We start from the raw sequence: 24,912 nt of genomic DNA, 5'->3' as shown, positions 1-24,912 counted from the left end.
AGGTGCTTATACTGTCAAGACAGCGCTTCGAGAGAATGTCAGGAGACTGGAACCGACGGGAGGGGCCGCATTGGCACAGAGGGTCACGATCAAGTCTATCGCGCAGGACCTCGGCATTTCACACATGACCGTTTCCCGGGCGCTGACCAACCACCCGAGTGTGCGGGCGGAAACACGCAAGGCCATTCTCGAAAGGGCAAGGGAGCTTGGCTACGTCAAGAGCGCGGCCGCGACGGCCATGCGCGGAGACGCGACCGGGATTATCGGGTTGCTGCTGCCGAACATCGTCAACGAATTCTATGCCCGGTTCGCGAACGCCCTTGCGCTGGCCTGCGAGCCGCATGGAATCCAGGTCATCACTCACCTGACCAACGACGATCAGAAACGTGAGGCGCATGCCCTGCTTCGCCTCCGCGAGGTTCAGGCCGACAGCGTTGTGCTTGTCCCGGCCCCCGGCGAACCGGACGTGGTGACGAACAGGTATCTGGAGGACATGCAGGTGGTCCAGTTGATCCGACAGCGGACCGGGCTTCCAGAGGCCGCCTGCCTTCTGCTCGAAGATGTCACCGCAATCGGCGCCGCCGTGGATCGTCTCGCTGCCAACGGGCATGATCGCATTGCCTATATCGGGGCGCATACGGCCCTGTCATCCGGTCGCGAACGCCTTTCGGCATTCCGCAACGCCATGCGGCGCAACGGGATGGAACCGTTGCCCGAACTTGTTCAGACGTCACCGCCATCCTTCGAGATGGGTCGGCGCAGCGCCGGTCGGATATTGCATGGCCCTGAGGCCGCGACGGCTCTGGTTTGCGGTGGCTTCGAGATCTCGAATGGCGCGCTGGAGACGTGCCTGCGCCACGGCGTGAACTTTCCCGAAGGGCTGGCATTCATCGGATATGGCGATCCCTCTTTCTACGAGTGGATACAGGGCGGCATCTCCACGGTGTCGCTTCCGGTTGACGACCTCGCACGATGCACCGCCGAACTGCTGTCCCGGGGCCAGACGGAGGATCACAAGACCGTGTCTCTTCCGGCCGAACTCATCATCCGCAGCTCTGGCTGACTGCGGGGCCTGGCTAGTGTTCCGCCGGTTCTTTTCGTGTCACCCGTGCTGGATTTTTTGAGGGGGTCACGCTGGTATCAAGAACGAAAAACTGATCTCAGATCCTTAGTTCCGCCGTCGTGCAACACGGGGTGCCGACGGTCAAAAACCGAAGTGGCGTCTATGATGCGCCCGTCGGTGCTTCATTCATGACAGCAACCCCAGAACCTTGGCCCGGTTCTCGGCCAGCTCAAGCAATCGCGTGAAGGCGGAATTCGACAGCAGGCTGCGGCGAAAGATGGGTCCGGATTCGAAAACGATGGTGTCGAGCCCGGAGTGAACCGCTGTCAGCCCGTCGCCATAGGTGGAAAACAGGAAGCTGGAGGGAAGGAGGGCGAGATAATCCCCCTGGCGCAGAAGCTCCAACGCCGTCAGCATGGAGTCGCACTGCACCGCTGCGGTGATGGATTTGCCGGTTCGAGCCTGGACCGCCTGACGGGCGGCGTCCAGATAGGCGCCATCGCTTTGGAAAGAGACCCATTGATACTCCAGCAGATGGTCGGGGGTGATGCCATCATGGAAAAAAATCGGATGCCCTTTTCGGACGAGTATCTGGAGATGGGAATGGAACAAGGGGCGGCGGACGAGGAACGATTGCAAGGCCTCGATCCTCTGGAATCCACCGAAGAACGCATCGCATTCGGCATTCGCGAGTTTCGGAAGGGCCTCGCTGTAGTTGGCGGCTTCCAACTGGATGGCGAGAGAGGGGAACTGCCGATGCAACTGCGCCACGACCTGGGGTAGGATCGCCGTCATCCAGACGGGGGCGGCGGAGATCCGGAAGGTTCCCTGCTCACCCTCGCGATAGGATAGGATCTCGGTCTCTGCCAGCTGGCTTTCCCGGATCAGGTGGCGGGCCTGGGCCAGTACACGTTCGCCCAATGGCGTCAGGTGGACGCCGCGAGACCGACGTTCAAAAAGGGCTGCCCCGACCTGCTCCTCCAGCAGTTTGATGGAGCGCGTAAGGGCTGGTTGCGAAATGCCGACAACCTCGGCCGCCCGGTGGATGGTGCCATGTTCGGCAACGGCCGCAAAACGCCTCAGGAAGTCCAGATTGTCCAGCATCGATCAGAAAAATCTATCGAAAACAAAAAAATGTCAATTTCCATTTATTGCACGAAACGGCAAGGGTCTGTGTCGAGGAAATCCACGACTCGCTCTGAGTCAGATCTGGGAGGAGATCATGAAGACACAATCCAGCGGCGGCCTGTCGCGCCGCGCATTTGTACTGGGAACAACCGCAGGACTGGCCGTTTCGGCAATGGGAGCGGGGCGTGCCCGTGCGCAGTCCGTTCCGGCCGCAATCAACGAAATACCCAATGGCGCAACCTTTCGCTGGATCGATTCCGGCGACCAGAAGGCAGTGTTCTACAAGAAGTTCTTCGCGGACTATGCCAAGGATCGCGGTATCGAGGTCGTCTATGACGCGCTGCCCTGGAACGAGATCGCGCAGGTTGTGCCGCTTGGTGTGCGCAACAACTCTGCCCACGATGTCTTTGCCCTGCCGCAGAACGTGAATCCGGCAGATGCCGTGGCGCAGGGCTGGGTTCAGCCCTATGACGATTTCATCCCGAACATCGCGGAGTGGAAGGCCGGCTTCCCCGCCGGTGCCTTCCTGCCGGGCATCAACGAGTTCGACGGCAAGACATATGGCCTGCCCTTCACCTCGAACAAGCGCTACGGCACCCATCTGCTCTACAACAAGGCGTACATGGAAGCGGCGGGCTTTGATCCCGAAGACAAGCCGCTTTCCTGGAGCGATTTCCGCGAGGCGGCGAAGAAGATCACCGAGGCTGGGCAAGGCCGCTATTTCGGCTTCATCATCGGCGGCAACCAGCTTGGCCGTTGGAGCCAGACCGTGCGCAACATGGGCCGGATGGCCGGGGCGTCTGCCGGCGGCGACAGCGTGATCGAGGCGGATATCGATTTCCGCACCGGCGACTACGTCTTCGACAGCGACCAGTATATCGCCGCAATCGAACTGCTGATCGCCATGCAATCGGACGGGTCCGTCTTCCCCGGCATCATGTCAATGAACGCTCCGCAAGCGCGCGCCTTCATGCCTCAGGGTGCCGCGGGCATGATCCTGCAAGGCCCATGGAACATTGGCGGCTGGGAAGGCCAGAACCCCGAGTTCGACTTCGGCGTCTCCTCCGGGCCGGTGCCCGATGAAGGCCCCACCGGCAAGCTCACCATCGGTCAGGGAGCGCTCGCGCCGAACACTATGTGGCTGTTCAAGGGGTCGGATCTTGGCCCGATCGCCGGTGATATCTTCCACTACCTCGGCACGGTCGAGGGGCAGACTGCCTGGGCGAACATAGTGGGCGCGGGGGATCCGCCGATCTTCCCCGAGGCGCTGGACGGGGCAGATATGTCCCACCGTTCAAAGGCGATTTTGCAACACTTCAACGAGGTGATCCGCGTCGGACCGAACCCTGTGGTCGGAAATTCCGAACTGGGCAAGGTAATCGGGGCCTTCCAGGCACCCGAGGTGAACTTTGCCCGCACCGTGCAGGGGCTGGTCGCCGGCGAGTTGACAGGCGTCGCACAGGAGATGAAGGCGCTCAAGGATCGCTACAACACCGCGCTCGACGCCGCCTTTGCCAAGGCCAAGGCAGACGGCGCCGCGGTGGATCGGGCCGATCTCGTCTTCTCGAACTGGAATCCGGACGAAGATTTCGGAGCTGCCGACTATTGATCGGCTGAAAGGGGCCGCCCGCCTCCTCCTGTCAGGGCGGCCCCATCCCAAAACACGCGAGGTTTGGCAGGTGTTCGAGACACTGCACCGATACAGGTATCACTACCTCATGCTTCTCCCGGGACTGATCCTGGGGGGCATGTTCGTGTTCTACCCGATATTCGCGGCGTGCTACTACGCGCTGCACGACTGGTCCGGCTTCAATTCGGACAAGGTCTTCGTCGGTTTCGGGAACTTCGTGAAGCTCTTCTCCGACCCGATCTTCTGGGATGCCTTCCGCCGCTCGCTGATCTTCCTGCTGGGCACGGTGCCGTTGCAGATGACCATCTCGCTCGTGCTCGCGGTGCTGCTCAACAACCAACTTCTGAAGATGTCGACATGGTTCCGGACCATGATCTTCCTGCCCGTGGTCACGCCCGTGGCGGTGATCGGCATCATCTGGACCTTCCTGCTTTCGCCCTTCAACGGGCCGGTCAACGGGCTGCTTCTCGATCTCGGGATCATCACCCGGCCGGTGGATTTCCTCGGCAGCACCGACACCGTGATGCCCTCGGTGATTGGCGTCTATGTCTGGAAGTGGCTCGGAATCACCATGATCTACTGGCTCGCCGCGCTTCAGACCGTGCCCGACGATGTCTATGACAGCGCCAAGCTCGATCGGTGCCGGGGCGCGAAGCTGGTCTGGTACATCGTGCTGCCCATCGTGCTGCCCTTCGCCGTGGCGATCACGCTCATCTCGGCGGTGGGGGCGCTCAATGTCTTCCCGCTGATCATGTCGATGACCAATGGCGGGCCGTTCTTCGCCTCCGAGGTGATGGAGATCTTTATCTATCGAACCGCATTCGCGACCGGCGACGGCTCTATTCCGCGGCTCGGCTATGCGGCGGCGGCGGGCGTGTTCTTCGGCTTCGTCGTCCTGTCGCTGACCATCGGGCAGGCCATTGCCACGCGACGTGCCCGTGCCGGCGCCAAGGAGATCCGCTCATGAGATCGCGTCTGTCTCCGCTCCGCATCGTCTTTGGCGACCATCGCGCCAACTGGCGGATCGGGCTTGTCTCGGCCTTCCTGACCGTCATTTGCCTGATATGGATCTATCCCTTCGTCTGGATGATCTCGACCTCGCTCAAGTCCAATGCAGAGATGTTCTCCAATCCCGGCCTTATCCCGCAGGGCTGGGCTGTCGAGAACTACGCCCGCGCCTGGACCGAGGCGCACATGGGCAGCTACTTCTTCAACACGTTGATCGTGACCGTCGGTTCGGTGGTGATCGTGACAACCTGCACCTCGATGCTGGGCTACGTGCTCGGGCGCTACCGCTTTCCAGGCCGAAATGTCATCTTCTTTGCTTTCGTGGCGACAGTGTTCATCCCGCAGGGGTTCACCATCATCCCGGTCTTCGAGCTGCTGTCGCGTCTTGGGTTGTCGTCGAACCTCTTCGGGTTGACCATCGCCACGTCGGGCCATGCGATGGTGATCTTCGTCGTGCTGTTCGCAGGCTATTTCGCGCAGCTTCCGCGCGAACTGGAGGAGGCCGCGCGAGTAGACGGCGTGAGCTTCCTGAGGATCTTCTGGTACGTCATGCTGCCGCTTGCGCGCCCGATGGTCGTGACGGTCGTCATCATGCAGGTGCTGCACGCCTGGAACGACTTCCTGCTGCCGCTGGTTGTCACGCTCGCCAACCCGGCCATCCGCACCCTCTCTGTTGGCATCTACGCCTTCAAGGGCGAGCAGTTCATCGACTGGACCGGCATGGCCGCTGCCGCGACCATCTCCATTGTCCCCATCGTGGTGCTGTTCATCCTCTTGCAGCGCTATTTCATCAATGGCCTCGCCGGCGCCGTGAAAGGTTAATCGGATGCCTGATCGCCCCAATATCCTGCTCATCACCACGGACCAGCAGCACTTCACGGCGCTCGGGACCATCAACCCGAGGATCCGCACGCCGAACCTGGACCGGCTCTGCCGCGAGGGAACCCGTTTCGACCGCGCCTATTGTCCGGCTCCGACCTGCACGCCGTCCCGAGCCTCGATCATCACCGGCCTGTACCCGAGCCAGCACGGCGCCTGGACCATTGGCTGCGGTCTGCCGAAAGATGTGCCGACGGTTGGTGAGAAGCTTGGGGCTGAAGGGTATACCTGCGCGCTGATCGGCAAGGCGCATTTCCAACCGCTGGCCGGGGATTCGCTCGAAAAACAGCCGATCCTGCGCGACCTCGATTTCTGGCGTGGCTTCAACGGTCCCTATTTCGGCTTCGACCATATCGAGCTGTGCCGCAATCACGCCGACGAGCCACATGTCGGCGAGCACTACGCCGCGTGGATGGAAGACAAGGGATTGAAGGACTGGAAGGAGTATTTCCAGCCGGTTCCCGGCGACACTGCAACGAAAGCGCCGGAGATGGCCCCGGGCGCACCGTATTGGGCGCGCAAGGGGAGAAGCTGGGACCTACCGCAGGAGTATCACTACACGACCTGGATTGGCGAACGCAGCTGCGCGTTCATCGACGAGAAAGCCGCGGCCGGGCAGCCGTTCTTCCTCTGGACGTCCTTCCCCGACCCTCATCCGCCGTACACTGTGCCGGAGCCCTGGGCGTCGATGTACGATCCGGACGATATGGAACCCGGCAGGCTCACAGCGGGGGAGCATGATCGAAACGCTCCGCATTTCGCGAAAACGCAGCAGGAAGCGCCGGATTTTGACGGCTGGCACGATCCGCATGAGGCGCATGGCTGTGCGAGCCACCTGTATCCGGAGGACGACCTGAAGAAGGACATGGCGACCTACTATGGCATGATGTCCTTTCTCGACAGGGAGGTCGGCCGCATCCTCAACCGTCTGGATGAGCTTGGGATCGCCGACAACACGCTGGTCGTGTTCACCACCGATCACGGCCACTTCCTTGGCCAGCACGGGCTGGTTGCCAAGGGACCATTCCACTACGAGGACATGCTGAAAGTCCCGTTCATCGTGCGCTGGCCCTCGAAGGTGCCCGCCGGCCGCGTGAGCGACGACATCCAGAGCTTGCTGGATCTGACACCGACCTTCCTGGAGGCCGCAACGGGACGGGCGCCCGATGATCTGCAAGGCGTATCGCAGGTGGGTTGTTGGCAAGGGAATGAGGTGGCGCCACGCAACCATGCGCTTTGCGAGAACCGCCACAATCCGGCAATGCCGCACGTCACCACCTATGTTGATGCGCGGTACAAGATCTCGGTCTACCGGGAAGGAGGGCATGGTGAAATCTTCGATCTGCAAACGGATCCCGGCGAAGTGCGCAACCTGTGGAACGATCCGCAGCACGAACCTCTCAAGCGAGACCTGATGCACAGGATGATCCAGGCCATCCTGCAATCGGAGCCGATGAAAACCCCACGCGTCGCGCAGGCGTGAAGCCATCGGCGGTGTCGCGCGGCAGGTACCGATCGCGTGACAATTCCCAGAGCGCCAGGCAGATGTGAGCTCAAGGGGCGATATCTCGACACGATGCGCGACCCGAGTGGTGCGGATGGCCGCCCGGATGCTTGGTTTTTCGGCCCGGGGAACCCCCACTGTGCCCGTCGCGCGCAGCCCCGGGGTCAGGACCCACACCGATAGCCTCACGGCTCGGCAAAGAGCAAACGACGCCTAGCCCCGCGTCGCGTGAGCGTTTCTACCAGGTGTCGATCCGCGATAGGGTTTCGGGAAGCCGTACGTCCAGCACGTTCATTCCGGCAGCGATTGCGGCCTCGATACCCTGCTCCGAATCTTCCAGTACCAGGCACTCATTCGGGGCAACGGCGAGCCGTTCTGCGGCGAGAAGGAATATCGCCGGAGACGGCTTTGGATGGAGTGCCTCGACAACCGTGACCACCACGTCGAACAGCTGGTCGAGCATTGCTCCACGCAAGATTGCGCGGACCACGTCGGTCTCCGCATTCGAGCCGACCGCGATCGGCACCGTGCCCTTCAGCCGTCTTGCCAGATTTGCGACCGGCGGGTTCTCCACCGCGCTGTGCGCGGCGCGTTCCACAGTGATCGCCCGGCTGTCGGCAACGATGCGGGCTCGGTCCAGCTCGATTGCGTGTTGAGCCGAGAACTCGGTGATCAGGTCGTTCCGGTCGAGGCCTTTGCGTGCATCATACCACTCACGATTCATGTGTGCGCCTTGTCGGGCGAGCGCGGCATTGAAGGCGTCAAAATGCAGGTTCGCCGTAAGCGCCAGCGTGCCGTCACAATCGAAGATCACCGCCTTCGCGTCATGCGCGGTCATGTGTGGTGTCCTTTCCGAGTGCAGCATGGAGGGTCGCAATGTCGAATGGCTTGGTGAGGGTCACGAGCGACGCACCATATTGCCCGTTGAAGGGCGTTGTCGCCGGCAACCGACCGGAAACGATCGCGACCGAGCGCGCTGCCCCCGACGACAAAGCCGCGGACGCAATGCGCCATCCACCCGGGCTGCCGCCGAGCGAGAGGTCGGAGACGACAAGGTCGAAGGATTGCGCATCAAGCCGGGCAAGGGCGCCGTCGGTCGTCGTTTCCTCGACAATTCGTGCCGCGTGGTCTTTCAGGATTGCCCGGGCCGCCGCGAGGTCTTTGGGGTCGTCCTCGACGATCAGCACGCGATCCCAATGAACGCCCGGCGAGATAACGGGGTTGGCCCGGGGAAGGGACATTCGAACCGTTGTTCCCGCACCGGGTGCGGAGAGGATCTGGACCTCGCCACCGGACTGGCTGATGAAGCCGTAGACCATGGCGAACCCGAGCCCCGTGCCGGTGCCATCGGCGCGCGCGGTGTAGAATGGTTCCATCGCATGCTCGACAGTCTCGGCGCTCATCCCGCATCCGGTATCGGACACCTCGATCACCGCGCGATCACCATCCGTGGCGACCGAAATCGTGATCGCCCCGGCGCCGTCAATCGCTTGTGCGGAGTTGAGGCAGAGGTTGAGCAAGGCGCTTTCAAGCTGCCCGGGGTCAACGCAAACGTCTATGGCTTCGGGCGCTACCCGGGTTTCAAGATGGATCTCCTCGCGGAGTGCCATCGCCACGAGGTCGGCCATACCCTCGATCAGCGCGTTGAGTTCCACCACCTCTGGCATGAGCTTCTGTCGACGGGCGAAGGCAAGCAGGCGCTGCACCAGTGCGGTCCCGATCTCGGCGGCGTTCGCAATCGAGCCCACGAGCTCTCGTTGAACATCGGGCGACGCCGTTTCCATCAGGTGGAGGCTGCCGTTGATAGTCGACAGGATATTGCCAAAATCGTGTGCGACCTCGCCCGTGACCTTTCCGAGAGCCTCGATCCTGCGGATTTGCTGCATCCGGTCATCGATCTGGCGCTGCTCCGTAATATCGGCAATCAGCACAACGGCGCCGCCCCCCGGCAACGGGCTTTCGCGGCGCACGGCAAAGTGGCCGTCGTCCGTCGCCAGCATCTGGATTCCGGTCGGGCCGGGTGTCTCCTTCCAGCCCCCCTTAGCGACCAGTTCATCGAGCCCAACACGTTTGATATCCATGGCCGGGTCGAGCCGGAGCACCTGCGCAAGCCGATCATTCCGCGCAATGATTGTGCCGGTATCCGACAGGATCGCGACCCCATCGGTGATGCCGCTCATCATCTTCTCGAACAGGGCGTTGCGTTCTGCGAGACGCCGGTTCGAGCGGTCAAGCCGGATCGCATTCGCCCGAAAGGTCCGGAAAGCGTGGAACAGCTTACCGATCTCGTCGCCGGCCCCTTCGCCGCGGGAAAGTCGAAGGGAACGGTCGCCAGCGGCCAGACGCATCATCCCATCCGAAACGGCGCGCAGGTTGCCAGTGACATAGCCGGAGACATAGAGCGCGGCTGACAATGCGAGAGCGGCCGACGCAAGGACAACCACCAGGATCGTGCTTTTGCGGAGCGCGATTGCGCTGGTGGTTTCGGCCCGCTCGGCGGCGATTGCGGTCTGCGCACCGGCGGTCACCGCTTCGGCGTGGGCGATAACTGCCGCCGCGCCCAGCCGAACCCGCACCAGCGCTCCCTGTGCGCCGATCTGGTGCATGAGTTCCAGCCTGCGCAACTCGAACAGGCCCTCCCGCCCTTCTGCAAGCGTCCTGAGTTCAGCCAGATCGTCGTGACCCTCCCGCATCCCGTCCGTGTTGGCGACCCGTCGCAAGTGGTGATAGGAGCGCTGAAACTCACCGACCCCGATCAGGTTCTCCGCCCGACCCGCGCCAAGCAAGGCATCCGCAAGCCTTTGGAGCGCGAACCAGTCCTGCCGCTCCGCAAGCGGGGTATCGGTACTCGCCGCCAGTTGGGCGAAGCGTCGTTCGGCCTTTGCCAGGGTCGCATTGGTGCGAAGTGTCTGATCGCGATAGCCAGCTCGCGCCTGCATATCGGAGACCATTTCGAGCGTCGCCGTCCGCATGTCGGCGAGTGTTTCGGCAAGCGGGTCCCCTTCGGCCAGCCCTGCGGCAATCTCGTCTATCACTGTGACTGTTTCCTCGCCCTCCTGTGCAATGCGGAACGGGCTGTCGAGGAGAAGCAGGTAGGGGGCGTTCGTGGCGATCGCGGCGGCTTGTCGCGAGAGGGTCATTGCAGCGTCGACCGAAGAAAGCGTATCGCCATGCAACCTGTCGACGCGGGACGTCGTGCGTTCAAGGACCGCCCACGCTATTGCTCCGACAAGGAAGGTCGCAAGGGTCAGGGCGGCAAGCGCGAAAAGCAGACGTGCGCGAACAGAGATGCGTTTCATGGCGAGGAGCCAGTCAGGAAAATGTAGCCCTGGCCGCGTCGAGTTTGCAGATGGACGGGTTTTGAGGGCACGGGCTCGATCTTGCGCCGAAGCCGCAGGATCAACACGTCGATCGTTCGGTCGCCGTAGTGGTTCAGATCCGCGCCAAGCTCGGCCATGAGTTCCGGGCGTGGAATCACGCGGCCCGGGTTCAGAACCAGGTATTGCAGAATCCTGTATTCGGCATTGGTCAGCGCGATCTCGGTGCCATTGGCGGCGACAAGATCCCGCCGCTCCAGATCCAGTCGTAGCCCGCCGAACGCAATTTGATGCGCGTCATCGCGGTCGGGTGACACCATGCCGGGATGGCCGGCGCGTCTCAGGACGGCACGAATTCGGGCAATCAACTCGCGCGGGTTGAACGGCTTCATCATGTAGTCGTCGGCACCGGTTTCGAGCCCTTCGATCCGGTCGGTTTCATCACCACGGCCGGTAAGCATCACGATGGGAAGTCCGTGTCGCCGACGCAGGGCCTGCGCAAGCTCCAATCCATTCTCGTTCGCCAGTCTCAGGTCGATCAGTGCAAGATCAACCCCGGGCTTCGGTCCGCGCGCATGAAAGGCGGCGCCGTCGGCCAGCGGGACGGCCTCGAATCCGCTGTCGTGCAGCAATGCCGTGACGGTCCGCCGAAGGTTGGCGTCATCATCGATCACCGCAACCACGGGTCGTCTGTCCTTGGGGTCCGTCATCTGTCTCACGCGCCTCCCCTGCGCTCGACGATCTGGTGGCCAACATGCGCCCTGACAGGGGTAAACGTCATCCTCTTTGGCCGGGTTTGTAACATTGTTCATCAAAAAACAGCCGAAACGCGCGCTGATAACGCTCACATCGCTCGCTTGGCGTTCTGCTTGATGCCACACTTTCCGCGACCATGCGGTGGAGGACCGCGCGGCAAATCTGGGAGGATTACATGTACAAGACATTCACACTCGGCGCCGTGGTGCTGACGGCAAGCCTCGGCGCATCCGCCGCGATGGCTCAGTCGCTCAACGTGGTCTGCTCGAACGAACAGTCCTGGTGCGATCTGATGGCGCAGAATTTCCAGATCGATACCGGCATTGACGTTGCCATCGTGCGCAAGTCGACCGGCGAGACGCTCGCGCAGATCCGCGCCGAAGCCGGAAATCCCAAGGTCGATGTCTGGTGGGGCGGCACGGGCGATCCGCACCTGATCGCCGCAGCCGAAGACCTGACGGTTCCGTCGGGCGTTGACGTGTCCGGCCAACTCGGCTGGTCGCAGAGCATGACCGAAATGTCCGGCGGCAAGGCCGTTGGTGTGCACGTTGGCCTGCTCGGCATCATCTACAACACCGAGATCCTTGCCGAGAAGGGGCTTGAACCCCCTGCCTGCTGGCGCGACCTTGCCAAGCCCGAATACGAGGGAGAGATTCAGGTTGCGAACCCGAAATCGTCGGGCACGGCCTATACCGAGTTGGCGACGCTCGTACAGCTGTTCGGCGAGGACGAGGGCTTCAAGCTTCTGGCCGAGATTGGCAAGAACGTGAACCAGTACACCAAGTCGGGCTCGGCGCCGGGCAAGGCCACCGCGCGTGGTGAAAACACCATTGGCATCGGCTTCATGCACGACATGGTGAACCTCAAGAAACAGGGTTTCCCGGTGGAAATCGTCGCGCCCTGTGAAGGCACCGGATACGAGGTGGGTGCAGTGTCCATCATCAAGGGCACGCCGAACATGGAGTCCGCCAAGAAGTGGGTTGAGTACGTGATCTCTGCTCCCGCCCAATCCGCCGGACTTGAGGTTGGCGTCTACAACATCCCGTCGAACCCGGATGCGTCGACTGACCCGGATGCCCCCGACATGGCGGCGGTGAAGCTGATCGACTACGACTTCGCGACCTACGGTGCATCCGAAACCCGTGCGCGCCTGCTTGATCGGTGGGAAGCGGAAGTGAAAGGCGCCGGCGGCGTCGTCCAGGAGTGATCCTCAGACGTGCATGATATGACCGGCCCCGCCGCGCGCGGGGCCGGACCTATTGGGGAGTGGCGGCATGAGACGCGTTGCGGTGTTCTGGCTCGTTGTGGGCGTGATTGGCTGGGCCCTGCTGCCTTGGTACCTGACGGAGAACGGGTTCTGGCGGTTTGGCTGGCTCGTCGACAGGTCTGGGACGCACATATCGGCGATCGACGCGGCGCTGAACGGCAAGCCATGGCTCTGGTTGCCCGCAATTGGCTTCGTCGGTGCGGCCCTTTCGTTGGCATTCGCACGAACGCAGCTTGCGACCGCGCGTGGGCTGTTCGTGTCTGGCACTGCCGGGCTCGCGTTGCTGATCGGGCAAGCCCTTCTGGTCGGGACCCGCTACGGGCTTTGGGACGCCGACAATCCGGGCATTGGCGGCGGTGCCTTCGTAACCGCCGCAGCCCTTCTCTTCATCGCCACAACGGGCATCTCCGGACTTGGCAAGGGACGGGGCGACGCTTTTGTCACTGGCCTCGTCGGAGCCATTGTCGCGCTCGTTGCGATCTTCGTGTTTTTTCCACTCACCTTCATTCTCGTGCGGGCCTTCGAGCTGAAAGGGGGCGCGGGCCTCGGTTTCGGTGAGTTCCTGCCGCGGTTCCTTTCGTCGTCCATCTGGGGCATTGGCTGCATCACCGGCGGCGGAAGTTGCGGGCCGGCCATCAACTCCTTCCTGCTTGGTCTCTCCACCGCCGCGGGCACCACGCTCATGGGCCTGATGTTCGCGTTGATCTTCACCCGGACCGATTTCCGGGCAAAGAAACTGCTGCGCGTTCTGACGGTATTGCCGATCATCACGCCGCCATTTGTCATCGGCCTCGCACTGATCCTTCTGTTCGGCCGCGCGGGCACCATTACCGAGTTTTTCTCCTGGGCCTTCGGTTGGGAAAAGACCCGCTGGCTCTATGGGTTCCATGGTGTCTGGCTGGCCCAGATGCTGTCATTCACGCCCATTGCTTTCCTCGTGCTCATCGGCGTCGTCGAGGGCGTCAGCCCCTCCATGGAGGAGGCGAGCCAGACGCTTGACGCCAACCGCTGGCAAACATTCCGCTATGTCTCGTTCCCGTTGATGCGCCCGGGTCTTGCCAATGCCTTCCTGCTCGGTTTCATCGAGTCGATTGCCGATTTCGGCAACCCGCTGGTCCTTGGCGGCAACTTCAACGTGCTCTCGACCGAGATCTATTTCGCCATCGTCGGCACTATCGCCGATCCGGCGCAGGCGGCGATCCTGTCGATCACGCTGCTGACCTTCACGCTGTCGGCCTTCCTCGCGCAACGTTTCTGGGTGGGCAAGAAGAACTACGCGACCGTTACCGGAAAGGCCGATTCCGGCCGGCATGCCGCGCTGAACCCTGCGCTGCGGTGGACGGCCTACCTTCTGGCACTGCCTTGGGCGTTTTTCACCATGGTGCTTTATGCGCTTATCATCTTTGGCTCGTTCGTGAAGCTCTGGGGGTACGACCACACATTCACGTTCGAGCACTACCTGCGCGGCTTCAAGATCGTGGTGCGGAACGGGGTGCACTTCACGGGCGCTGCCTGGGACAGCTATTTCACGACCTTGACGATCTCGGCCATCGCCGCGCCGCTTACGGCCGCGGTGGGGCTGGCCACGGCATATCTGCTGGTGCGTCAGAAGTTCACCGGCAAGGACGCCTTCGAGTTCTCGACCATGCTCTCCTTCGCGATCCCCGGTACCGTAATCGGCGTGGCCTATATCATGGCGTTCAACTTCCCGCCGATCGAGCTGACCGGCACCGGCCTGATCCTGATCATCGTGTTCATCTTCCGCAACATGCCGGTGGGCGTGCGCGGCGGCATCGCTGCGATGAGCCAGCTCGACAAGTCGCTCGACGAGGCTTCGATCATGCTCGGCGCAAACTCCGCAACGACATTGCGACGGGTGATCCTGCCGCTGATGGGGCCCGCCATCCTCGCTGCGCTGACCTACAGTTTCGTGCGCGCGATCACGTCCGTGTCTGCGGTGATCTTCCTTGTTTCCGCGCGCCACAACATGGCCACCAGCTTCATCGTCGGTCGCGTTGAAAACGGCGAATACGGCATCGCCATTGCCTATGCCTCGGTGCTGATCGTCACGATGCTCACCGTCATCATCGCCATGCAACTCGTGATCGGCCGGCGCACCCTGCGTCGCGCAGATCGCGTCGAAGCCCACTAGGAGAGCCCCATGACCAAGGGATCCGTTCGATTTGAAGGCGTCACGAAGCACTTTGACGACGTTGTCGCCCTGAAGCCCCTCGATCTGGATATCGCTCCGGGCACGCTGGTGACGCTTCTGGGGCCGTCCGGATGCGGCAAGACGACGACGCTGAGGCTCGTGGCCGGGCTGGAGGCGCCGACGTCAGGCCACATATTCATTGGGGACGAGGACGTGACCCACCTGTCTGCGACCTACCGAAGGGTTTCGATGGTGTTTCAATCCTACGCCTTGTTTCCACACATGACCGTGGCGGAGAACGTCGGCTACGGCCTCACGGTAAAACGCGCACCCAAGAGTGAGATCCGCCCGCGGGTTGAGGAGGGTCTGGCGATGGTCGGGTTGGAGGGCTTCGGCGACCGCCTGCCATCCGAACTGTCCGGCGGGCAACAGCAGCGCGTGGCCGTAGCGCGCGCGATTGTTCTGGAACCGGAAGTGCTTCTGCTGGACGAACCGCTCTCCAATCTGGACGCCAAGCTGCGCCGGCACGTCCGCGAGGAGATCCGCGAAATCCAGCAGCGCCTGAACCTCACCGCGATCTATGTTACCCACGATCAGGAAGAAGCCATGGCCGTTTCCGATCGTATCATCGTGATGAAGAACGCGGAAATTGCGCAAGAAGGCACCCCCGCCGATCTGTATGAGCGCCCGAACTCGGCGTTCATTGCCGATTTCATCGGCGACGCGAACCTGCTTCCGGTCGAGGTGGCGCGCGCCGGCGAGACCGTCGATATCGTGATCGACGGACGCCGCCTGGAGTTGCCTACGGCTTTCGCGAGCACCGGACAGGCCAATCTCGTGCTGCGCCCGCACCAGTTGAGGCTGACCCGCGAGGCTGCGGCTGACACCTTGCCCGCCGAGGTGAGCTATGCGGCCTATCTCGGCAATCAGGTGCAATACACGCTCAGCACGGCTCTTGGCGAGATCTTCGCGGTCACGGTGCCCGACGCCGCACCCTTCCGCAAGGGCGACACGGTGCATGTGGGTTTCGACCCGACAGCGGCCCGCCTCGTCTCGGTGTGACGAGCACCACCGGCGTTTGGCTATGTGTCCCGACCCAAAGTGCGGCGCCAATGGCAGTTGTTGTGTTGACTGCCGATCTCTCGACCTGGGTGAAATCATTGCGCCGCGTAGCGCCACGCGACGGATGCGGTCGGACCGGCATTCGGGGCTCCGATGGGCCTGTCAATAATCTGGTCCGTTCGGATCTGTGCGGTGTCCTTGTCGTGTACGATCCGCGCGAGGTCACGTCGGAGCATGTCGCCAAGGATCACGGCGGCCTCTTCTGCTGTCAGCGCCTGATTGTTCAGATCTTGCATCACTTTTGCCTCTTCGCGATTTTAGGCGAGGAGGAGCCGGCCGGCCCTTTTTATCGCCTCCGCGTGCAGAGGGGTTCGCAGCGAGAGGCACAGGTTTTTTCGCAGTTTTTTGATATGATGTTGGGTAGGCATCCTGCGGAAGCAGAAGACCACGCCCCGGCGGATCAGGTAGGGACCCACAGGTCGATGGCGCCGATTGGGGCGTCCATAGGGACGTGCGGCAGGCTGGTTTGGCGAGGATTGTGTCACAGTCTGGCCGGGACGGGAGGGTGTCAAAATCAACGCCCGGTAAGGGCATCGATTTTCTTTGGATCTTTGATCCGGAAGTGCCAATTGGGCATAAGCGTGCGCGAATCACGTGTTAGTCCGAAATTTCATCGGAATAAATTGTTTATTAACAGCGTGTTGCGGCTATGCTGGAAAGCCACGTCATCATAAGCATGCATCACGGAAGCATAAGCGTGCATGCGACGATCAAAGAAAAACCCGCCACGAAATGGCGGGTCCATTTTCATTTGTTCGTTCTGTTGAAAGCGGCTTGGCTACTCACAAAGCTCAAACAACACCCGTGGATCGTAAGCCTTCTCGAAATCCGCAACGACGAATGGTGAGTAGCTTGCAGGAACACCTGACCGAAGTGCAAACTGCTCCACGAAATCGTCTTTCGTCAGGCAGCTCTTTCGCTCCAGTTTTGCCGCAATCAAGGTGCCGATCAGAAGCTCGATCACGAGCCCCCACCTATTGGCGCAAGCATGATCGAGACGGGCCAGGAAATCTCGAGTAACAAGTCCCTCAATGTCGATTTCGACCTGATCGGCGTAGCCGTACAAGAGTGCGACGAGCAGGTCTTCATCGCGCTTGAGCTTGATCTCGCTGAAATGCACCGGGTCAACCAGTTTGTCGAGCTGCTCGTAGGAACGTACATGTTTTGACAACGATGGTACGCCGGACAGGATCATCATCAGCGGCCAGCGCGGCTCCTTCATCATGGATTTGAAGCTGTCCAGGAAGATCGGGTTTGACTTGGCGCCCTCGATGAAAACGTGTTGGCACTCATCATAGTGGATGCCAATGACGCCTTGGCCTTTGGCCTGATCAAGAACTCGCTCCCAGAGGTACTCTTGGGTTCGGGACCTTTGGGGGTCGTATTGAAGCGCTGTCAGTGTCCTGAGCGCAAGGTCTTTGAAGGTCACACGCCCGGCAAGCAAACAACTCACAATCTTTGCTGGACGCCCATCTGGCATGGGCGTTTTGCTCTCATTGAAGTCGCTGATCAGTTTCTTCAGCTCGCGCGTCTTTCCAACGCGAGATGCACCGGTTACGACCAAGCCGCGCGCTTCCATGCCATTGATTTCTTGGCACATGTAGCGTTCTTCCACGCACCTTTGAAACGCCTGCTTCAGGGTGTCTGCGCGAGGAAATTCGAAATGTGCTTGATTGAGCTTGGCTGCGATTGCGATCTTCTCTGGGTTGATGAAGTTCATTTGAAACTACCTTTAGTTTTGGGCCGTCCAAGTGGCCGATGTTTGTTAGGCACAGAGCGTTTTGGGTTGCGTGCATCATCCGACGAGCGATCATCCGTAACGACCGGCCTAGGCACTTCGGCTTCGGCGCGCGAAACTTCAGGCGAAGCACTCGTCGGATGGTCATCCGGATTTCCCTGATCCTGGGCAGCCTCCCTAAGGGACAGAACGCCGGGCCCGCTCACGCCTGGGCCAATTTCTCCGGGTCGCACTGACCCGGTTGGTTCGGGATTCGGAACAACACGAGAGCCAGCAAAAACGACATCTGCCTTGGCGATGACCTCCTCAAAGGTCGAATAGCTGCGCGGCAATTTGTTCTCGACGCCAATCTGGAGAAGTTGGGTGTGCCTCTCACGGCGCACTGTGGCGAGGCGGTCTTCATGGATCTCGGTGACATTGGGGTGTTCGCGGCGATACGCTTGAACCAGGTCGAGAACCTCCGGAAGAGTCATGTCCCTGAAGGCGGTCACCTGTAGCGGAAGCCTGAACACCTGTTCGACGCCCGGAATGGTGACTGTGGCCTCAGACACGTCATCAGGATCGACGAAGACCGAAACTCTTTCTTTCGGGTGTTTATCGATTTCACGCTGAAACTCATCGGAGTTGTAGTAGATACCTCCGAACACGCGGACACCTTCATCGTTGGGCTTGACCTCTCTCTTCCAACCAAGGTGCCTTCTGCGTAGATCTTCGCAGATGGGTCGAAACAAACCGCGCGTATTGTTGAGTTCTTTGAGTACCTCAACCGGACGGCGTCCTCCCATTCCAACACCGTGGTGTCGCATCGAAGGATACTCGTCGATGAAAAAGCGCGTCAGGATGTCGTAGAGTTCTTCGGTGCTCAGAACACCGTTGGCTTTCGCATCATATCCGGGAAGTTCTCCGGCTTTGCGCCCCGTGTACCCGTGGAGCAACTTGATCAAAACTGACTCGCAAGTCCCGAACACTCGCTCTACGTATGTTTTGTCAATTGGAGAATAGGTTTTGACTGCTGTGTACGCCGACCCCACTCCAACGGCACTACTGATAACCGCCTCGTTCCTGAGCCCGGTGCCATTGTCACTCTTGATGTTCCCCAACCCCATCGCTGGAGCTGGGTTGCCGCTACAGCCAAACTTGATCTTTTCTTTTGTCTTGTCGCGGGTTGCCATTCTCAGAAGTGCGAGTGTTGCTTCAGCCTTCGGCTGATCGCTCAGGATCCAGGCCAACGGCATTCTTGAGGCAACATCGATCATGACAAGCAGCGTAAGGCGATCCCGAATTTCCTTGTCGATTTCCTCGAGACGCTGTTTCTGTTTGTCTGTCAGGCTCGCCCAAAGGCCAATTTCTTTGGCAGAAGAAACCGTTGACAGCTTGCACTCATCGATTTCGACAAGCTCTCCGGGCATCAAGGCCCGAAAATCTGTGCTTCCTCGGCCCCTCTTGTTGCGGGCGTGTTTTTCACCCTTGGTAGCAACGAGGTACTCCGTTGGACTAAGCAAGTTGTCTCGATGTGCCTTCAGCGTCTTTTGAGACGGAACGATAAGAGGCCTTAGCTCGTTCGTTTTACGGATCTTGTTGAGCTCGTGAACGAGTGTCGTGAGGTGCCTATGCACGTTGGCCGGAGCGGTGCATTTCAGATCAAGCCCGATTTCCTCCCAAGCTCGGGTCATGAGTTCCAGAAGCTTGATATCGATCCGTGGGATTCGATTGCCCTTCAAATGTTCCCGAGTGCTCAGGGCGGCAATGGCGTCCTCGTCAACTCCAAGCGCGTCAAACAGTTTGAGGTACTTCAGGAGCGTACGCCCCTTGTACAGCACCCAATCGCTATTATTCCCGCCGCGAGCAGGCGATAAGCGTACCTTCTTGCCGAAGATGTCACTGGCGAGATTGCAGATAAATTGCCGGTTTCCGGCCAAGTTTAGCAGGGGCTCAGTCATCTGAAGACTGGGATTCCCACGTTCATGGCGCAAGTGGGTTCGAAGTGCCGCAGCGGCAGAACAAATTGCGAAATGGAACTCACCATTCTCGCGCTGCGGCGCCGCCAATTGCTCCGCAATCTTCAGACTTCCCAAGCGTAGTTCCACCACACTTGACGCCAGCCCGCTCGTATCCGTGACACGCATCTGACGAGATTGCAGAAGCTTAGCGAACTTGGAGAATGACGTAACCGACACCTCGCCGGTCTCGGAATCCGCGAACTCATACCCTTGCTCGTTCATGGCGTGGAGCACGAGGTTTTGGTTGCCGAAGGCAATCCCGGTTCCGTTCTCAAATCTGTACTTGGGCTCGAGTTTCATGCCGCCACCTCGATCCGCGAGGTCTCAAGCAACACATTGTCCAGATCGGCCTTGAGATGTTTGAGCGCGACAAGACGGTAGCACGCTCGAAACACCCTCCACGGATCCAGGTCAACGTGAGGGAAGATATCTTTCATTTGCCAAAGCGTCTTGAGGCCCCTGGCCGTGGAAAGAACCAGTTCATCCGCTTCCGGGTCGTCCTCTTGAAGCAGTTGGTGCATCCGAAACAGGTTCTCACGTCGCTGTCGTGAGTAGTCGGAGGCATTAACGACAATCAGACCGTCAGCCTGATGCGCGGTTGTGGCCTTGAAGATGGCATCAATCTCGCGCTGGGTTTTCGGCTTCTTCAGGCTCTTCCCGTTCCTAACGAAGATCAGCTGACGAAATCCGCATTTATAAACTACAAGGAGATCGTGGGTGTAGTGCCGCTGCTTCCCGTCCAAGGCGAACCGCACAGTCATCGGCTGAAACTTGACATCATAGATGTTCGGCGACATCAGGGCTTCGAGAGCTACCGCAAATTCTGCGGCACTTTCACAAATCCCCAGTTGGATTTGCCAATCGTTTGCCGGAGTTCTGTAGCCAAACCAGACTTTGTGTGAGGTTGAACTCCGGGATCCGGGGTTTCTTACGCCATCAAATGGCAACACACCTTTAATGCTGCCTAATTCAATGATTGGCATTTTTGCCAGTTTGGGTGGCGAGTAATTCCACTCGTCGTGGGCGATCATTCCATCAGACACAGAAGTTCCACTATCCTCACATTGTCCGGGCGCACGGCAACGAAAACGCAGCCGAAGAGCGCGAAAGAGATAGACGCTCGCCAACAGACGGAAGATATCCGTACTAATCGAACGCCCAAGCTGCTGACTTCAGACAGCTATTTTTGTGAGGAAAGGATCTGGGTTGCCGGAGACATGATCCGACCATGCGGGAACCCATCTCACCCAAGGGTGGCATGAGTTTTCTTTTCTGGATCGACTTGATTGCATTGACAAAAGCGCTCTACCGAGAGGATGTGAGCGGTCTGAAGGTCGGGCTTGCAAAGCTGAAACGTAGAAGCAGTCACCGAAACAGACCGCGCGGGGCGGTGTGTTAGACGGTGCCAATCAGGCGGATATGAGCCGTTGTCTTCAACATGGCATTCTTTATCACTCGATCCAATTGCAGAACGCAAGGCAAAATGTGAAGTGGCGTGCGTTTTTCATGAAGCACACCACCGACACACGAGGGATGAGGGCATGAAGCCCCATGTTTTTTGGTTGTTCTCGGGAAATCTGAATGTCATGTGGGATGTGTCGTGTTTGCATCACTTGCATTCTGCCCCTCAAAAATACCCAGTTGCGCCACTTGGAAGTCCGTCCATTTGGAAACAGTTTTGCCTCAAAGTTTCGCATTCGGCCTTTCGTTTTGTTGTTCGCAAAACTAGCTGAAATACTCAGTCGATGTTACGTGTCCCATCGCTTCTCTACTTAATGTTGCGCATCTTGGGAGTGCGAATCTGGCGAATCAGTTGAGCATGGATCGACTCTTCCAAGCCTATTGAGCGGTAAGGGGCGGTGACCAAAAAATCGGCACAATTTCGAGCCACTATTCTTGTCGCATGGATAAACTATTCTTCAAATCGGTGCGCAATTGAATTAGGCGGAGCCTAATTCAATTGGCTTGGACTTTTTTATTTTGTGAAATTCAAGAATAGTATTCAAGAACAGTGGGTTAATTGCTTTTTGGCGGCGGAACTGCTACGTTCAGTCTGTCGATGGGAGACTGTCCGGCACGATGAGAGGAGGTGAAATCAGGAAGGCATGGATGACATTATTACCTGCTGATCTCTGCATTTGAGTTCAGGAGAGTTGGAATCATCAAGGGCCAAATAGTGGAGTTTCGCAGGGAGGTTGATAATGCAACGATTTGAAACTAGTTCCAAAGTGTTTTTGGAATGCAGACGGGAAATCTGTGCAATCGAACCTCGATTGACCACATGGACCATGGAGTTTGTCTGCCTTCTGCGTGGCCTCCAGTCGATAACGATGAGGTTGGATCAGTGTCACGCTCGGTGCTGATGCCAGGCGATACCTGCCTGGACGCCCTTCAGACAACGTCGAAATCCGTAAGTATCTGAAAACATGTACTTATACGCCCATCTTTGCGGCGACTTTCATCCCTATTGACGCAAGCGGTTCACGGGCCTATGTCTAAAAGCATGGCTTACACGCGCACCCAGTACCGGCACTCGATACCCAACTGACATCGTCAGTTCGTTGGGGAGTGGCAAGGTGCGGCGCGGAGCTTATACCTCCTACTAGCAGCAGATTACTGTGTGGCTCAGGGTTCGAGTCCCTGCACTCCTACCATTCTTGGAGGAGCTCAACATGTCCTCGAATTTCCCCGTCTACTCTGGTTTCAAGATTGAAGTTTCCAAGCCGCCTGTGTGGGCGAAGGGCCTCAATTCTGGCGCTTGAAGGTGCGTCATGTGCTCGACCTGCGGCTAAGTCGTCCAGTTCGTGAGAGGCATCGACGACAAGCTGTGTCCGGCTTGTGCATTCGGGGGCAGATTGAGTGTGAGCGACACGAAAACCGAAGCATTTTAGTGAGGTAAGATATGGCTGTTTTTGTCCAGAACATGAGCGAACAGCGCGATGACGGTGCGACTCTGTATCAGCTGGGGATCGCGAGCCGACATGGCCGCCGGGATCTCCTCCAGTTCTACCATGTCCGACAGGCTGGCCTCGCAGCATGCCTGAGGGCCGCAGCGGATGCCGTTGATGCAGCGGATCCCAAGGAGATCGCCGAGCCTCGGTTGACGCTGGAGGACCTGATGGCCGCTGAACAAGCGGCTGCGCTCCTGCGTGGAAGTGAAAGCGATGACTGACCGGGTTGTCATCAAAAAACTTGGCAAGGGTGAAGGCTCCCACTTTCGCTACAGGGTCACTTGGACCGAGAATTGGGGCGAAGAGACCACCGAGTTCGAGTGCGAAGACGATCAGTTTCGCGTGATGGATGAGGCATCGCGTGCCATGGACGAGGTGGAGCCACCGCCAGAGGCATTCGCAAGCATCAGCATCCGGTTCCACACCCCCGATGGCGTCAAGATCGTGCGTGGTGACGATCTCATGAAACATCTGAACGATGACGATGGCTAGCAGGCTCATCCATCATGAAAGGTTGATCCGTCTCTACCTGAGCGAGGACCGCTACGAGGTAGAAGTTCACGGCCATGGTTCGGCCTCTCTTGAACATGTTCTCACCAATGGCTGGGTCTTCGAAGGTGCAGGCAGGGACGCCGATAAACACTGGCTCCACGAGCAGGAAATGCTGACCCTGATCAAGTGGGTCGAAACCGATCCCAAGATTGTGGTCGCGGTGCCGATCCGGAGCGATTGGAAGGATCGGGCTCGCCAGAAGGATGGGATTCATGAAAGCTGAGACCTGCCAGCGCTGCCAGAATGCAGCCTATCCCAAGAATGTCCGCGTTGAATGGCTGACGTTGTGCGTGAGTTGCGTTCGTCCGGCGATGATTGAAAGAGGTGTCGCGCGCATCAACAAATACATTCCAAATGACGCTCATGGCGAGCCCAAGTGCCAGCGGTGCGGACATTATGGAGCCCAGACGGGACGGGAACCCGCCAAACGCCTGTGCTGGTGGTGTACGGATCAAACTGACGATGTGGAGGTAGGATTGAACGGTGGAGGACCGGGAAGGGTGGGCTTGCGGGGATTTCTGGGTCGTCTAAACGTTTGCGCAAGACGACGAGCACTCTCGGGAAATCGCTCACCTTCATGGCAGCTCCGATGATCAATGTCCGATGCTACTGCGTAAACTGTGGTGCTCCCCTCGCGATGCACCATACAGATTCGAGATGCGGCGACCGGGATCGATGGCCGCTGTTTTGCCATTCGACCTGTGAGCGGAATTTCTCGCACCAGACGCCAGCCAGAGATTTACCTCGTTGGCCATCATCGCGGGCACCGGATGAGTGGGCGCCTCCCGATAGGGAAGACGTGATCAAGAAGCTCGAGAGGTCAAGGCGGTGACCCACAAGCCCGAGCTCCGGTAGGCTAACCAGGGTTGCCAGGCAGCGAAAAAAGACTGCACAAGAATCTTCCGTTGCGACCGTGTAGCACGCTAGGGCTTTCGTTGAGCATGGGAACTGAGATGGGAAGGCCTTAGAGTGATCGAGTTCAAGAGCATCCCAGACGACCACCCTGATCTGGGGCACTCGCCTCTTCTGCGCGGCGCCGAGGCAATCTTTCGGTACATGACCGAGCACGGATCAATCGGCCTGACGCAGACGAAGGCTTTCAAGAGGGAGTTCGTGACCTGGGCGGTACGAGAGATCGATTGGCCGGGTCACACCGAGGCTGAGCTGCTACGTGTTAACAAGGTACTGAACGAGGCCGACGTTCTGCCGCTGGAACTCCTGCACTATCTGTATCTCGAACTGAAGCTGGCGCGGCATTACAAGGGCACCTTTCGAGCGACGCGCGCCGGAACGGAGTTGTTCCAATCTCGAGGGAAGCTTTTCGGCGTGATCACGCCCTTCTACCTGATGCATGTCGACCACTCCTGGACGGACCGCTTTGGCGACAGCCCGGTCGGTAGCTGGGACATCTGGCTGAATGTCTTGAATGTCGAAACCGAGAACGTCGTTTCGGGCAGCGAACTCTTTGAGGTTTTCTACGGCAAACCCGGTGGCAAAGGCATCGATGCGATCCACGCCGAGAGTGTGTTCTTCACCGGTGTGCTTCGCCCTCTCACCTGGATCGGTCTTCTGGCACGAGTTGAAACCGGCCAGACAGGACGATGGCGCGAGAGGCACTTCATCAAGACACCACTTTGGCATTCGGCTCTGACACTGGACACTGATGCGGAGGTCGCCAAGCAACCGCGTCACTAAATGTAGGGTTTCCTTTTTTTGCTGTTTCGAGAGCTCTTTCGGTAACCCCAAGGCTGGTCAAAGTCTTCGCCGCCAGGATCGCGGGGAGTTTTCGAGGGACGGAACCGTCCCTATATCCAACTCCTAAGCCGGTCAGGTTCAGGAGATTTG

Annotated in this window: 20 protein-coding genes; 12 read left to right on the top strand and 8 right to left on the bottom strand. The window is 59.4% G+C overall.

Annotation, left to right across the window (positions count from 1 at the left end):
• Nucleotides 1-70: 70 nt before the first annotated feature.
• Nucleotides 71-1,063: a LacI family DNA-binding transcriptional regulator gene (locus tag CLV78_RS23710; protein ID WP_158263612.1), complete on the top strand. Its 993-nt coding sequence runs from the start codon at nt 71-73 to the stop codon at nt 1,061-1,063.
• Between the two features lie 186 nt (nt 1,064-1,249).
• Here CLV78_RS23710 and CLV78_RS19510 read toward each other — a convergent pair whose 3' ends face one another.
• Nucleotides 1,250-2,167, bottom strand: a complete 918-nt coding sequence (locus CLV78_RS19510) for a LysR family transcriptional regulator (protein ID WP_106207196.1) — start codon at nt 2,165-2,167, stop codon at nt 1,250-1,252.
• Nucleotides 2,168-2,285: 118 nt separating this feature from the next.
• Here CLV78_RS19510 and CLV78_RS19505 point away from each other — a divergent pair, with 118 nt between their 5' ends.
• The 4 genes from CLV78_RS19505 (at nt 2,286) to CLV78_RS19490 (ending at nt 7,191) form a co-directional block, all read left to right on the top strand.
• Complete coding sequence (locus CLV78_RS19505; RefSeq protein ID WP_106207194.1) at nt 2,286-3,800, top strand: ABC transporter substrate-binding protein; 1,515 nt, start codon at nt 2,286-2,288, stop codon at nt 3,798-3,800.
• A gap of 70 nt (nt 3,801-3,870) precedes the next feature.
• Nucleotides 3,871-4,788: a carbohydrate ABC transporter permease gene (locus CLV78_RS19500; protein WP_245925186.1), complete on the top strand. Its 918-nt coding sequence runs from the start codon at nt 3,871-3,873 to the stop codon at nt 4,786-4,788.
• On the top strand, nt 4,785-5,651 hold the full coding sequence (locus CLV78_RS19495; RefSeq protein ID WP_106207190.1) for a carbohydrate ABC transporter permease: 867 nt from the start codon (nt 4,785-4,787) through the stop codon (nt 5,649-5,651). The genes CLV78_RS19500 and CLV78_RS19495 overlap by 4 nt, the downstream gene beginning before the upstream one ends.
• A gap of 4 nt (nt 5,652-5,655) precedes the next feature.
• Nucleotides 5,656-7,191 carry a sulfatase-like hydrolase/transferase gene (locus tag CLV78_RS19490; protein ID WP_106207188.1) on the top strand — a complete coding sequence of 512 codons (1,536 nt, stop codon included), beginning with the start codon at nt 5,656-5,658 and terminating at the stop codon, nt 7,189-7,191.
• A 259-nt stretch (nt 7,192-7,450) separates the two neighbouring features.
• On the opposite strand, the gene CLV78_RS19485 is transcribed toward CLV78_RS19490, so the two are convergent.
• The 3 genes from CLV78_RS19485 to CLV78_RS19475 are packed head-to-tail and all read right to left on the bottom strand — an operon-like array spanning nt 7,451 to nt 11,239.
• On the bottom strand, nt 7,451-8,050 hold the full coding sequence (locus CLV78_RS19485) for an HAD family hydrolase (RefSeq protein ID WP_158263611.1): 600 nt from the start codon (nt 8,048-8,050) through the stop codon (nt 7,451-7,453).
• The gene (locus tag CLV78_RS19480) at nt 8,037-10,511 is read right to left on the bottom strand and encodes an ATP-binding protein (RefSeq protein ID WP_106207186.1); all 2,475 of its coding nucleotides are present in this window, start codon (nt 10,509-10,511) and stop codon (nt 8,037-8,039) included. Before CLV78_RS19480 ends, CLV78_RS19485 begins: the two co-directional genes overlap by 14 nt.
• Nucleotides 10,508-11,239: a response regulator transcription factor gene (locus tag CLV78_RS19475; RefSeq protein WP_106207184.1), complete on the bottom strand. Its 732-nt coding sequence runs from the start codon at nt 11,237-11,239 to the stop codon at nt 10,508-10,510. The genes CLV78_RS19480 and CLV78_RS19475 overlap by 4 nt, the downstream gene beginning before the upstream one ends.
• Nucleotides 11,240-11,460: 221 nt before the next feature.
• On the opposite strand from CLV78_RS19475, the gene CLV78_RS19470 reads away from it, so the two are divergent.
• The 3 genes from CLV78_RS19470 (at nt 11,461) to CLV78_RS19460 (ending at nt 15,766) form a co-directional block, all read left to right on the top strand.
• Nucleotides 11,461-12,492 carry an ABC transporter substrate-binding protein gene (locus CLV78_RS19470; protein ID WP_106207182.1) on the top strand — a complete coding sequence of 344 codons (1,032 nt, stop codon included), beginning with the start codon at nt 11,461-11,463 and terminating at the stop codon, nt 12,490-12,492.
• Between the two features lie 67 nt (nt 12,493-12,559).
• Nucleotides 12,560-14,704: an ABC transporter permease gene (locus CLV78_RS19465; RefSeq protein WP_106207180.1), complete on the top strand. Its 2,145-nt coding sequence runs from the start codon at nt 12,560-12,562 to the stop codon at nt 14,702-14,704.
• A gap of 9 nt (nt 14,705-14,713) precedes the next feature.
• A complete protein-coding gene (locus CLV78_RS19460; protein WP_106207178.1) occupies nt 14,714-15,766 on the top strand; it encodes an ABC transporter ATP-binding protein in 1,053 nt (350 codons plus the stop codon).
• 95 nt (nt 15,767-15,861) lie between these two features.
• Here CLV78_RS19460 and CLV78_RS19455 read toward each other — a convergent pair whose 3' ends face one another.
• The 4 genes from CLV78_RS19455 to CLV78_RS19440 form a co-directional block, all read right to left on the bottom strand.
• Nucleotides 15,862-16,062 (bottom strand): hypothetical protein, encoded by a 201-nt coding sequence (locus tag CLV78_RS19455; RefSeq protein WP_106207176.1) that lies wholly within the window; start codon nt 16,060-16,062, stop codon nt 15,862-15,864.
• A 542-nt stretch (nt 16,063-16,604) separates the two neighbouring features.
• Nucleotides 16,605-17,546, bottom strand: a complete 942-nt coding sequence (locus CLV78_RS19450) for an ATP-binding protein (protein ID WP_106207174.1) — start codon at nt 17,544-17,546, stop codon at nt 16,605-16,607.
• Nucleotides 17,543-19,864: an integrase catalytic domain-containing protein gene (locus CLV78_RS19445; protein WP_106207173.1), complete on the bottom strand. Its 2,322-nt coding sequence runs from the start codon at nt 19,862-19,864 to the stop codon at nt 17,543-17,545. Before CLV78_RS19445 ends, CLV78_RS19450 begins: the two co-directional genes overlap by 4 nt.
• Nucleotides 19,861-20,607, bottom strand: a complete 747-nt coding sequence (locus CLV78_RS19440) for a hypothetical protein (RefSeq protein WP_106207171.1) — start codon at nt 20,605-20,607, stop codon at nt 19,861-19,863. Before CLV78_RS19440 ends, CLV78_RS19445 begins: the two co-directional genes overlap by 4 nt.
• Nucleotides 20,608-22,466: 1,859 nt before the next feature.
• Between CLV78_RS19440 and CLV78_RS19435 the strand changes: the two genes are divergently transcribed.
• From CLV78_RS19435 to CLV78_RS19420, 4 genes are all read left to right on the top strand, one after another.
• Nucleotides 22,467-22,736: a hypothetical protein gene (locus tag CLV78_RS19435; protein WP_106207169.1), complete on the top strand. Its 270-nt coding sequence runs from the start codon at nt 22,467-22,469 to the stop codon at nt 22,734-22,736.
• Entirely contained in the window at nt 22,729-23,007 is a 279-nt protein-coding gene (locus CLV78_RS19430; RefSeq protein WP_106207167.1) for a hypothetical protein, read from the top strand. The genes CLV78_RS19435 and CLV78_RS19430 overlap by 8 nt, the downstream gene beginning before the upstream one ends.
• Nucleotides 23,000-23,290, top strand: a complete 291-nt coding sequence (locus CLV78_RS19425; RefSeq protein WP_146136735.1) for a hypothetical protein — start codon at nt 23,000-23,002, stop codon at nt 23,288-23,290. The genes CLV78_RS19430 and CLV78_RS19425 overlap by 8 nt, the downstream gene beginning before the upstream one ends.
• 746 nt (nt 23,291-24,036) lie before the next feature.
• Nucleotides 24,037-24,762, top strand: a complete 726-nt coding sequence (locus CLV78_RS19420; RefSeq protein WP_106207163.1) for a hypothetical protein — start codon at nt 24,037-24,039, stop codon at nt 24,760-24,762.
• Nucleotides 24,763-24,912: the final 150 nt, after the last annotated feature.

The sequence above is a fragment of the Aliiruegeria haliotis genome (assembly GCF_003003255.1).
In the GTDB taxonomy this organism is placed as follows: Bacteria; Pseudomonadota; Alphaproteobacteria; order Rhodobacterales; family Rhodobacteraceae; genus Tropicimonas; species Tropicimonas haliotis.
The sequence above is the reverse complement of the archived record's forward strand: the minus strand, read 5'-3'. Positions and strand labels throughout refer to the sequence as shown.

Excerpts from the sequence above, each read along its gene's own strand:
- CLV78_RS19510 (WP_106207196.1), bottom strand. The coding sequence starts at position 2,167 with ATGCTGGACAATCTGGACTTCCTGAGGCGTTTTGCGGCCGTTGCCGAA.
- CLV78_RS19505 (WP_106207194.1), top strand. The coding sequence starts at position 2,286 with ATGAAGACACAATCCAGCGGCGGCCTGTCGCGCCGCGCATTTGTACTG.
- CLV78_RS19495 (WP_106207190.1), top strand. The coding sequence starts at position 4,785 with ATGAGATCGCGTCTGTCTCCGCTCCGCATCGTCTTTGGCGACCATCGC.
- CLV78_RS19490 (WP_106207188.1), top strand. The coding sequence starts at position 5,656 with ATGCCTGATCGCCCCAATATCCTGCTCATCACCACGGACCAGCAGCAC.
- CLV78_RS19485 (WP_158263611.1), bottom strand. The coding sequence starts at position 8,050 with ATGACCGCGCATGACGCGAAGGCGGTGATCTTCGATTGTGACGGCACG.
- CLV78_RS19480 (WP_106207186.1), bottom strand. The coding sequence starts at position 10,511 with ATGAAACGCATCTCTGTTCGCGCACGTCTGCTTTTCGCGCTTGCCGCC.
- CLV78_RS19475 (WP_106207184.1), bottom strand. The coding sequence starts at position 11,239 with ATGACGGACCCCAAGGACAGACGACCCGTGGTTGCGGTGATCGATGAT.
- CLV78_RS19470 (WP_106207182.1), top strand. The coding sequence starts at position 11,461 with ATGTACAAGACATTCACACTCGGCGCCGTGGTGCTGACGGCAAGCCTC.
- CLV78_RS19465 (WP_106207180.1), top strand. The coding sequence starts at position 12,560 with ATGAGACGCGTTGCGGTGTTCTGGCTCGTTGTGGGCGTGATTGGCTGG.
- CLV78_RS19460 (WP_106207178.1), top strand. The coding sequence starts at position 14,714 with ATGACCAAGGGATCCGTTCGATTTGAAGGCGTCACGAAGCACTTTGAC.
- CLV78_RS19455 (WP_106207176.1), bottom strand. The coding sequence starts at position 16,062 with ATGCAAGATCTGAACAATCAGGCGCTGACAGCAGAAGAGGCCGCCGTG.
- CLV78_RS19450 (WP_106207174.1), bottom strand. The coding sequence starts at position 17,546 with ATGAACTTCATCAACCCAGAGAAGATCGCAATCGCAGCCAAGCTCAAT.
- CLV78_RS19445 (WP_106207173.1), bottom strand. The coding sequence starts at position 19,864 with ATGAAACTCGAGCCCAAGTACAGATTTGAGAACGGAACCGGGATTGCC.
- CLV78_RS19435 (WP_106207169.1), top strand. The coding sequence starts at position 22,467 with ATGGCTGTTTTTGTCCAGAACATGAGCGAACAGCGCGATGACGGTGCG.
- CLV78_RS19430 (WP_106207167.1), top strand. The coding sequence starts at position 22,729 with ATGACTGACCGGGTTGTCATCAAAAAACTTGGCAAGGGTGAAGGCTCC.
- CLV78_RS19425 (WP_146136735.1), top strand. The coding sequence starts at position 23,000 with ATGGCTAGCAGGCTCATCCATCATGAAAGGTTGATCCGTCTCTACCTG.